Origin of the sequence: Streptomyces sp. NPDC089919 (genome assembly GCF_040684615.1) — a bacterium.
Taxonomy (GTDB): Bacteria; Actinomycetota; Actinomycetes; order Streptomycetales; family Streptomycetaceae; genus Streptomyces.
In genome coordinates, this window is sequence record NZ_JBFBGK010000179.1 from 1 (window position 1) to 9,254 (window position 9,254).

9 protein-coding genes are annotated in these 9,254 nt (G+C 76.7%); 6 read left to right on the forward strand and 3 right to left on the reverse strand.

Translation table 11 applies throughout. The annotated features are described in order from the left end of the window. The coding region (locus AB0O40_RS36740) for an HtaA domain-containing protein (protein ID WP_365050431.1) at window positions 1-1,444 on the reverse strand (1,444 nt) is incomplete at its 3' end. Between the two features lie 75 nt (window positions 1,445-1,519). After that, complete coding sequence (locus AB0O40_RS36745; protein ID WP_365050433.1) at window positions 1,520-2,986, reverse strand: HtaA domain-containing protein; 1,467 nt, start codon at window positions 2,984-2,986, stop codon at window positions 1,520-1,522. A 248-nt stretch (window positions 2,987-3,234) separates the two neighbouring features. Between AB0O40_RS36745 and AB0O40_RS36750 the strand changes: the two genes are divergently transcribed. Genes AB0O40_RS36750 through AB0O40_RS36760 form a run of 3 tightly spaced genes read left to right on the forward strand, consistent with a single transcriptional unit; the run spans window position 3,235 to window position 6,256 of the window. After that, the gene (locus AB0O40_RS36750; protein WP_365050435.1) at window positions 3,235-4,293 is read left to right on the forward strand and encodes an ABC transporter substrate-binding protein; all 1,059 of its coding nucleotides are present in this window, start codon (window positions 3,235-3,237) and stop codon (window positions 4,291-4,293) included. Between the two features lie 59 nt (window positions 4,294-4,352). Continuing rightward, on the forward strand, window positions 4,353-5,399 hold the full coding sequence (locus AB0O40_RS36755; RefSeq protein ID WP_365050446.1) for an iron ABC transporter permease: 1,047 nt from the start codon (window positions 4,353-4,355) through the stop codon (window positions 5,397-5,399). Beyond that, the gene (locus AB0O40_RS36760) at window positions 5,396-6,256 is read left to right on the forward strand and encodes a heme ABC transporter ATP-binding protein (RefSeq protein ID WP_365050437.1); all 861 of its coding nucleotides are present in this window, start codon (window positions 5,396-5,398) and stop codon (window positions 6,254-6,256) included. Before AB0O40_RS36755 ends, AB0O40_RS36760 begins: the two co-directional genes overlap by 4 nt. 63 nt (window positions 6,257-6,319) lie before the next feature. On the opposite strand, the gene AB0O40_RS36765 is transcribed toward AB0O40_RS36760, so the two are convergent. Continuing rightward, window positions 6,320-7,324 carry a BtrH N-terminal domain-containing protein gene (locus tag AB0O40_RS36765; RefSeq protein ID WP_365050438.1) on the reverse strand — a complete coding sequence of 335 codons (1,005 nt, stop codon included), beginning with the start codon at window positions 7,322-7,324 and terminating at the stop codon, window positions 6,320-6,322. A 151-nt stretch (window positions 7,325-7,475) separates the two neighbouring features. On the opposite strand from AB0O40_RS36765, the gene AB0O40_RS36770 reads away from it, so the two are divergent. The 3 genes from AB0O40_RS36770 (at window position 7,476) to AB0O40_RS36780 (ending at window position 9,236) form a co-directional block, all read left to right on the forward strand. Further along, window positions 7,476-7,949 carry a hypothetical protein gene (locus tag AB0O40_RS36770; RefSeq protein ID WP_365050440.1) on the forward strand — a complete coding sequence of 158 codons (474 nt, stop codon included), beginning with the start codon at window positions 7,476-7,478 and terminating at the stop codon, window positions 7,947-7,949. Window positions 7,950-8,013: 64 nt separating this feature from the next. Next, the gene (locus tag AB0O40_RS36775) at window positions 8,014-8,367 is read left to right on the forward strand and encodes a DUF6204 family protein (protein WP_365050442.1); all 354 of its coding nucleotides are present in this window, start codon (window positions 8,014-8,016) and stop codon (window positions 8,365-8,367) included. Then, window positions 8,364-9,236, forward strand: a complete 873-nt coding sequence (locus AB0O40_RS36780; RefSeq protein WP_365050444.1) for an arylamine N-acetyltransferase — start codon at window positions 8,364-8,366, stop codon at window positions 9,234-9,236. The genes AB0O40_RS36775 and AB0O40_RS36780 overlap by 4 nt, the downstream gene beginning before the upstream one ends. Window positions 9,237-9,254 lie beyond the last annotated feature (18 nt).

The window sequence follows — 9,254 nt, forward strand, 5'->3', positions numbered from 1 at the left end:
GGCCGACCGGGACGGTGGAGCCGGTCGCGGCCAGGTCGCCGGCGACCGCGAGGGCGCCGCTCGCGCCGCCCGTGGTGGAGCCGGTCGTACCGGCACCGCCGGTGGTGGCACCGCCGGCGGAGCCACCGGAGGCGGCCGCGCCGCCCGCCGAACCGCCGCCGTCGGTACCGCCGTCGGCGCCGCCGCTGGTACCGCCGCTCGTGCCGCCGGTCGATCCCGAGGTCAGGGACAGGCCCAGGCCCGCCGGGTCGAGGGCGGTGCCGGCCGGGTAGAAGCCGCCGAAGGCCGCCGCCCCGGCCTTGGTCAGGGTCGCCTTCACCCCCGGCAGGGAGATCCGGCCCCGGCTCACCACCACGCTCGGCGAGGCCGCCTTCAGCGTGGCCAGCTGAACGTCCTCGCTGCGCTTGCCCAGGCTGGTCACGTCGGCGGTCAGGGTGCCCTTGCCGCGCTGCAGCGTGACCGTCAGGTCGGTCAGGGCGAGGTCGAGACCATACGTGGAACCGCTCCGGTGGCCGCGGAAGCGAACGGTCCCCTTGAAGCGGGCCGAGACGGTGTCGGCCCCGGTGTCGTAGCGCCCGGCGCCCTTGACGAAGGTGAACGGACCGTTGTCCGAGGCCTGCTTCGCGCCGCCCGAGACCGTGATCCGGCCGGCCGCCGGCCCGTTCTTGACGTAGTCGCGGAAGGACTTCTTGACACCCCAGCCCAGGGTGCCGTCCAGGATCCGGCCCTTGGCCGCCGGCCGCTGCGAGGCGGAGGGGGTGGGCCGGGGGGTGCCCGCGGTCGGCGAGGGGGTGGGCCCGGTGGTGGGGCGGGTGCTGGGCGAGGTGCTGGGCTGCGGGGTGGCGCCGTGCGGGGCGACCGTGAGCGGGGAGCCCGCGGCGCCCGCGTAGCCGGGGCTGCCCAGCGCGTCCGCGGCCTGCTTGGTCAGGGTGGTGGCCATGTCCTTCATCGAGCGGCTGACGGCGACGGTGGCCAGCGGAACGTCGTTCTGGGCGGCGCCGTTCTTCGTGACGTCGGCGGTGATGGTCCCCTTGGCGCCGTCGTACCGGAAGGTGACATCGGTGATCTTGATGTCGAAGGCGTGCGCGGCGGAGACGGCCCGGACGGTTCCCTTGAACGCCAGCTTCAGCGCGTGGCTGTTCGTGTCGTAGGTGCCGGCGCCGCCGCTGAAGGTGAAGGGGCCGTTGCCCTTCGCCTGGGTGGCACCGCCGCTCGCGGTGAAGCTGCCGGCCGCCATGCCGGTGACGTAGGACCGCCAGGAGTCCTTGACGCCCCAGGTCAGGTCATAGTCCTTGACCGGCGTCTCGGCGGCCGCGGCGGGGCCGGGCAGGGCCCCGACCGCCCCGAGTGCGAGGGCGGTGGCGATGGCCCCGGTCACCGCGGCCGTACGACGGCGCCGGCGCGGGGTACCAACGGGGGTGGCGGGGGTGGTGGAAACGGGCATGACGGTGCGGACTCCTTGCGGGACGGCTGACAGGACGGAGTACAGAGGAGGAAAGGAGGGAACGGGAGGAGGAGGTCAGGTGGTGGCCGGCGGCTGATCGCCGGCGGCCCGGGCGGCCCCGGACCGGCGGCCCCGCAGGACCGCGTACCCGGTCGCGGTGCCCAGCAGCAGGACGGTGGCGGCGATGCCCAGCGGAAGGGCGAGTCCGCTCCCGGCGCCCGGCGGGGCGGGGGCCCCGGCCGCCGCGAGGCTCGGCCGCGGGACCGGGCCGCCGGTCGCGGCGGCGGGCGTGGCAGCGGCGTCCCGGCCGAGGTCGGGCAGGGCCGGCAACCGGGCCGTGTCGGTGAGCGCCGCGGAGACGGTCACCGGATCCATCTCGGTGCCGGCCGGATAGCGCCCGCCGAAGGCGGCGGCGCCCTCCGCGGTGAGGCGGGCGGGGGCCTCGGTGACCGCGACCAGCCCGGCGACCGGGGTCAGTCGGGGTGCGTAGAAGGTGACGAGGGGGACGGCGGTGCGCCGGGTGCCGGCGGCGGTGACGTCCGCGCTGAGGGTGCCCCGGCCGGCCTCGATGCGGACCCGGGGCGCCGCGAGGGTGAGGTCCAGGCCGTGGTCGCCGGTGAAGCGGACCGCGCCGGCGAACTGCGCGGTCAGCAGCCGCTTCGCCGGATCGTAGCCGCCGGCGCCGCGCGGGAAGCGGAACAGCGCGCCGCCGTCCTGGGCGCCGTCGGCCAGTGTCCAACGGCCGCCGGTGACGGGCCCGGTGACGTACTCGCGGAAGGTCCGCCGGACCCCCCAGTCGACGGCGCCGTCCCGCAGCGGCCCGGCGGCGGGCGCCTGGCCGGCCGGCGTGCCCGACGGCCGGGGTGCGGTGGTGCCGGGCCGGGCGCCGGCGGTGACGTCGGCGGAGAGGCTGAGCGGGTCCAGCGGGGTGCCGGCCGGGTAGTAGCCGGCGAAGGCCCGCGCCCCCTCGGCCGTGAGGGTGGCCGGCAGCTCCCGCAGGGTCACGACCGAGCCGCCCCCGCGCATGTCGATACCGGCCAACCCAAGGCGGGCGAACGGTATCTGACGGGCCGTGGTGAGGGTGCCGGTGGTCTTGTCCTTGGAGCGGAGGTCGGCGTAGAGCACGGCCCGGCCGCCGCCGATGCGCACGGTGGGCCGGCTCAGCATGAGGTCGAGCCGGTACGAGCCGTCGGCTGCCCGGTGGCCGGTGAAGCGGACCCCGCCGCGGAAGGCGGCGGTGAACTCGCCGGTGGCCGCGTCGTAGGAGCCGGCCGCCGAGTGGAAGCGGAAACGATTCTCCCCCACCGTCGCAGCGCCGCCCGACAGCGCGAAGCCCCCTTTGGCCACCGGCCCGGTCACGTACGACTGGAAGGAGGCCTTGACGCCCCAGTCGAGGCGGCCGCCCTGGACCGGGCGCTCGGCCGCCTGGGCCGTGCCGGCCGGCAGCAGCACGGCCAACAGGACCGAGACGTGGGCGACGAAGACCGCGGCGGCGCGGACGGCGCGCCGGACGAGGTGGGGCCGGGGTGGACGCAGGGGCATGCGGGCTCCGTAGGGCGGTCCGCGCGAGGCGGGTTGGGGGCCGGAGGCGGGGCGGCGGTGCGGCCGCTCCGGGCGGTCCGGACCGCCCGGGGGAGCGGGCAGGGCGGGGCAGCACGGAACGGCCGGAACCACCGGCGACGAATCGCTAAGGTAAGGCTAACCTAAGTCAGACTCGCGCTGAAGAGCCCCTTTCCGGCCGCTCTTCCCGCGGACCCGCATGCCATCTCGACGACAGGACGGTGCAGTTCGTGCGTACCCGACATCCCGCGGCGGGCCGGACCCGGCGCTCCGGCCGCCTCCTCGCCCTCGCCCTGGCCGGCGCCCTGGGCCTGGTACCGGTACTGACCGGCTGCGGCGGCCCGGGCGGCGACGGGTCCGGCCGGGCCGCGGCCCGGACCGGGCCCGCGGTGGCCGACCGGGTCGAACCGCTGCCCGGCACCCCGCACCCGGTCCTGCCCGTCACCGTCGCCTCGGACGACGGCCGGCGGGTCACCGTCCGGCGGGCCGACCGGATCGTGCCGCTCTCCGGCAGCCTGAGCGAGATCGTCTTCACCCTCGGGCTCGGATCCCGGGCCGTGGCCCGGGACATCACGGCCACCTTCGCCCAGGCGGCCGGGCTCCCCGTGGTGACCCGCAACCACGACGTCTCGGCGGAGAGCGTCCTCTCCCTCCGGCCCGACCTCGTGCTGGCCGAGCGCACCACCGGACCGGCCGAGGCGGTGGAGCAGATCCGCGCCGCCGGGGTGCCGGTCCTGGTCGTCGCCCCCGCCACCGGACTGCCGGACGTGGGCCGCCGGATCGGCGCGGTGGCCGCCGCACTCGGGGTCCCGGGCGCCGGCCGGGCCCTGGCGCAGCGGTCCGCCGACCGGATCGCGGCGGTCCGCGCCGCCGCCCCCGCCCCCACCGACCGGCCCCGAGTGGCCTTCCTGTACGTACGGGGCTCGGCGGCGGTCTACCTGATCGGCGGCCGGGGCTCCGGCGCCACCTCGCTGATCGAGGCCGCCGGGGGCGTGGACGCCGGTGCGGCCGCCGGGCTCACCAAGGACTTCACCCCGATGACCGCCGAGGCCCTGGCCCGGGCGCAGCCCGACGCGATCCTGGTGATGACCAAGGGCCTGGTCTCGGTCGGCGGGGTGGACGGACTGGTCCGGCTGCCCGGCGTGGCCCAGACCCCGGCCGGACTGGACCGGCGGATCGTCACCGTCGAGGACGGCGTGCTGCTGAACTACGGCCCGCGCACCGACCGCGTCCTGAAGACCCTGATGGACCAGCTGTACGCCGAGCCGGGCGGGGGGACCGGCCGGTGACCGCCCTGGAGACCGCCCCCGAACCGGCACCCGCCCAACCCGCCCCCACCGGTGGGCCGTTGTCCGGTGCGGCCCGGTACCGGCGCCGGGCCTGGCTGCTGACGGGCGTGATGGCCGCCGGGCTGACGGCGCTGGCCCTGGCCGCCGCCGTGCTGGGCGCCTACCACGTGCCGGCCGCCGACGTCCTCGCCTCGGTGCGCCACAAGGCGGGCCTGGGCGGCGCACCCCTGGACCGGGTGGCGGAGTCGGTGCTGTGGAACGTCCGGTTCCCCCGGATCGTGCTGGCCCTGCTGGTCGGTGCGGCCCTCGGCTGCGCCGGGGCCCTGATGCAGGGCGTCTTCGGCAACCCGCTCGCCGAGCCGGGGGTGATCGGGGTCTCCTCGGGCGCCGCCGTCGGCGCGGTCGGCTGCATCTCCCTGGGGCTCACCTTCCTCGGCCCCTGGACCGTCACCGCCTGCGCCTTCGCCGCCGGGCTGGCCACCGTCCTGCTGGTGTACGCCCTCTCCCGGTCGGGGGGCCGCAGCGAGGTGGTCACCCTGATCCTCACCGGCATCGCCGTCAACGCCTTCGCGGGCGCGCTGATCGGGCTGTTCGTCTTCCTCGCGGACAGCGCCGCCGTCAACCAGATCGCCTTCTGGCAGCTCGGCTCGCTGGCCCAGGCGAACTGGAGCAAGGTGCTCGCCGTGCTGCCCTGCGCGCTCCTGGGCCTGGCCGCCGCGCCGTTCGCGGCCCGCCGGCTGGACCTGCTCGCCCTCGGCGAGCGGCCCGCCCGCCACCTGGGCGTGGACGTGGAACGGCTGCGGCTGGTGCTGGTCCTGGTCATCGCGCTGCTCACGGCCGCCGCGGTGGCGGTCTCGGGCATCATCGCCTTCGTGGGCCTGGTCGTACCCCACCTGCTGCGGATGGCCGCCGGACCCGGCCACCGCTTCCTGATCACCGGCAGCGCCCTCGGCGGCGCCCTCGTCCTGCTCGGCGGGGACCTCGCCGCCCGGACCCTGGCCCCGCCCGCCGAACTGCCGCTGGGCGTGCTCACCGCCCTGCTCGGCAGCCCGCTCTTCTTCTGGCTGCTGCGCCGCACCCGTCGCACCCAGGGAGGCTGGGCATGAGGAACCCGTTCGCCGCGCTCAGGTCGGCCACCGGCGGCGCCCCGGCGCGCTCCCGACGGCGCCCGCCCGGGCCCTGCCCGCCCGGCACGGTCCTGGCCGAGGCCCGCGGGCTGGGGCTGCGCCGGGGGCCGCGGGCCGTGCTGGCCGGGGTGGACGTCGAGGTGCGCGCGGGCGAGGTGCTGGCCCTGGTCGGGCCCAACGGCGCCGGAAAGTCGACCCTGTTGGGGGTGCTGGCCGCCGACCTGGTACCCGACGAGGGCGGACTGCTGCTGTACGGCAGACCGGCCGGCCGCTGGCCGGCCGCCGAACTCGCGCTGCGGCGTGCCGTGTTGCCCCAGGCCAACACCCTGGCCTTTCCGTTCACCGTCGAGGAGGTGGTACGGATGGGCCGGGCCCCCTGGGGCGGCACGGAACAGGAGGCCGAGGACGAGGAGGCGGTGGCCGAGGCGCTCGCGGTCACCGAGACCGCCGGCTTCGCCGACCGGCCCTTCGGCGCCCTCTCCGGCGGCGAGCAGGCCCGGGTCGCGCTGGCCCGGGTCCTGGCGCAGCGGGCGCCGCTGCTGCTCCTGGACGAACCGACCGGCGCCCTGGACCTGCGCCACCAGGAGCTGGTGCTCGGGGTGTGCCGGCAGCGCGCCGCGGCGGGCCGGGCGGTGGTGGTGGTCCTGCACGACCTCGGTCTGGCCGCCGCGTACGCCGACCGCGCCGTGGTGCTGGCGCAGGGCCGCGTCGCGGCCTGCGGTCCCCCGGCCGAGGTGTTCCGGCCGGACCTGCTGAGCCGGGTCTACCGGCACCCGGTCGAGGTGTTCCCGCACCCGCGCACCGCGGTCCCGCTGGTGCTGCCCGCCCGGGACTGAACGACCGCACCCGGTAGGGCGGTTGCGGTGGGCGCGGCCGGCCTGGCGGCCGCGCCCAGCGGGCTACTTCTCCAGCGCGTCCACCGCGCGCCGCTCCAGGTCCAGGCTGCGGTCCAGCTGCTCGGCGCAGGCCTCGAAGAACTCGCGGCGCGCCTCGGCGCCGGCGTCCCCGGAGACCTCCTTGGCCAGCCGCGCCAGCCGGGACCAGTGGCGGCCCGACTCCCGGAAGAGGTCGGCGGCTTCGGCGTGCCCGACGCTCGCCAGGAAGTCCGCGTACAGCGGGCGGGTGGCGCCGGGGGCGGTCCACTCCTCCTCCAGGCCGGAGTACAGCCGCCGGGTGCCGGTCCGGAAGGCCTCCGGGGAGCGGCCGAAGCGCTGCTCCCAGCCCGTGCCGCCGTCCCGGTCGCGCAGCTGCGCCGCGAGCTTCGCCATGCCGGTGAAGCCGAAGTTCTCGTCGAAGTCGTTCCCCAGCACCGGCCCGGTCAGGTGCCGGACCGTGGCGGCCACCGCCCCGGCCACGTCCGGCTCGCCCTCGGCCGGGCCGGTGGGCACGATCAGCTGGTGGCGGCCCTTGCGGTGCGCGGTCCAGGCGGCCCCGAACTCCTCGCGGTCGATCCGGTACGGGGTCGGCGCGCCGTCCTCGACCAGCAGGTCGTCGCCGTCGTAGCCGGCGATGACCACGGTGTGCGCGTCGGTGCCGGTCAGTTCGGCGTTCTCGGCGGCCTCCCGCCATGGCAGGGCGGCGCGGTCCACCACGCAGAAGGCGGGCTGCCCCGCGTCCAGCGCGGCCCGGACCCGGCCCCAGCGCGGGTTCATGGCGCGGGTGGCCTCGTACGGCACGCCGAGGCGGCCGAGGGCGACCTGGACCCAGGGCTCCGGGTGCGCCTGGGCGATGATCGCGGGCAGCGGCAGCCGGCCCGGGTACTCGAAGACGAAGTACATGAAGCCGACCCCGCCGGCCAGGCCCGCGATCAGCTCCTCGTCGTGGGTGCTGCCCAGGGCGTGCCTGATCAGGGAGGCCTCGCGGTGGCGTCCGGTCCCGAAGTCTTCGTACACGAGCACAGTCATGGGGCCACCCTAAATGCCCGCGTCGTCCGGACCGCTCCGGGCAGGTGGCCGACAGGTTACGGAACAAATCCTTCCGGGTCGGTCACGGATCTATCCCCGCCGGGCCGGACGCCCTACGGTCGGGGGCGACGGATCCGGATCAGGAGGCAGTGTGGCACGGGAGCTGAACACCGACGAGCTCGTGGTGGCGATGAAGGCGGTCGACGAGGCGGGCCGGCTCTTGGACGAGGCCCTGGCCGCCCACGGCTCCCAGGGCGTCAAGCGCAGCGGCGAGGACTACCAGGTCGCGGGCGGCACGGTGCAGACGCTCCAGGGCGCCGAGGAGATGGCCCGCGGCGCCCGCCGGTTCCTCGCGGAGCTGGCCCGGGCGCTCGGCTACGCGACGGCCGGACTCCCGCACCGCGGCGGCGACCTCGCCCTGACGGTCCCCGGCATCGCCGGCGGCGGCGCCCGGATGGCCCGTCCGCTGCTCGACCCCACGGTCGAGGCCCTGCACCTGCTGCTGACGATCGACGCGCTGGAGCCGGCCTGCCGCGCCGAGATCGAAGGCGTGCTGCTGGCCGAGAAGGCCACCTACCCCGACCCGGCCGCCTTCCGCGTCCCCTCCGGCGCGGCGGCCCAGTAGCCCGCGGGGCGCCCCGGCGGAAACCCGGATGCGCGGGCGACGCAGGCGGATCTAGCCTGGCGGGATGAGCAACCGCACCTTCCGCATCACCGTCCGCGGCTCCTTCGACGCGCTGACCGGGGAGCAGCGGGCCGAGCTGCTGGCCGAGGCGGCCGAGCACGACATCCTCTACACCGAGTACCGGCCCGAGGGGCACCTCACCTACGACCTGCCGCGGGGGGACTTCTTCGCCTTCCGGTTCGTCGACACGGGTGAGGCGGAGGAGGACATCCTGGACGCCACGGCGCGGGCCGAGCTCGCGGCCGAGGAGTGGCTGACCGGGCGGGGGTACGGCTACAAGCGCCTGCGCTCGCAGGCGCAGGACCTCTCGCTGGCGCCGCTGGCCAAGCGGCAGCGGCGCGAGGCCGCGGGCCGATGACCGCCGGCCCGCCCGCGGCGCTTTCCGAGGCGCAGATCGCGGCGTACCTCGGCCGGCTCGGGCTCGACCGGCCCGAGCGGGCCGACGCCGCGGCGCTGGCCGCGCTCCAGGACGCGCACCTGCGCGCGGTGCCGTTCGAGAACCTGAGCATCCATCTCGGGGAACCGATCGTCCTCGACCCGGACGCGCTCTTCGAGAAGGTCGTCACCGGCCGCCGGGGCGGCTTCTGTTACGAGCTCAACGGCCTGTTCGCCGCGCTGCTGGAGGGGCTGGGCTTCCGGGTGTCGCGGCTGGCGGCCCAGGTGTTCGGCCCGGAGCGGGCCGGTCCGCCCTTCGACCACATGGCGCTGCGGGTGGACCTGGCGGAGGTGTGGCTGGCGGACGTCGGCTTCGGCCGCTTCAGCCGCTACCCGCTGCGGCTGGACGAGCGGGGCGAACAGCACGACCCGGCGGGCGTCTTCACCGTCCGGCCGTACGAGGACCAGCTCGACGTGCTCCTCGACGGGCAGCCGCAGTACCGGCTGGACCTGCGTCCGTACGCGCTGGCGGACTTCGCGCCCACCTGCTGGTGGCAGGCCACCTGGCCCCGGTCGCACTTCCGGCGGGCCCCGATGTGCTCCCGCCTCACCGCCGACGGCGGGCGCAGCACGCTCAGCGGCAGCCGGTTGATCGTCACCTCCGCCGCCGGGGAGCGGTCGGAGCGGGAACTGGCCGGGGCGGAGCTGCTCGACGCCTACCGGACCGAGTTCGGTGTGGACCTGCCGCGCCTGCCGGGGCCGGCCGGGGCCCGCGCCGGGGGGCGCGGGGCCCCGGCCCCCCGCCGCCCCGGCCCGCCGATTGGGGGGGTGGGGAGTGGGCACCTGGGGTAAGACGAGACAAAGACACAA

Bases quoted from the DNA above. Each gene is read 5' to 3' on its own strand.
- AB0O40_RS36745 (WP_365050433.1), bottom strand. From the start codon at position 2,986: ATGCCCCTGCGTCCACCCCGGCCCCACCTCGTCCGGCGCGCCGTCCGC.
- AB0O40_RS36760 (WP_365050437.1), top strand. From the start codon at position 5,396: ATGAGGAACCCGTTCGCCGCGCTCAGGTCGGCCACCGGCGGCGCCCCG.
- AB0O40_RS36765 (WP_365050438.1), bottom strand. From the start codon at position 7,324: ATGACTGTGCTCGTGTACGAAGACTTCGGGACCGGACGCCACCGCGAG.
- AB0O40_RS36775 (WP_365050442.1), top strand. From the start codon at position 8,014: ATGAGCAACCGCACCTTCCGCATCACCGTCCGCGGCTCCTTCGACGCG.
- AB0O40_RS36780 (WP_365050444.1), top strand. From the start codon at position 8,364: ATGACCGCCGGCCCGCCCGCGGCGCTTTCCGAGGCGCAGATCGCGGCG.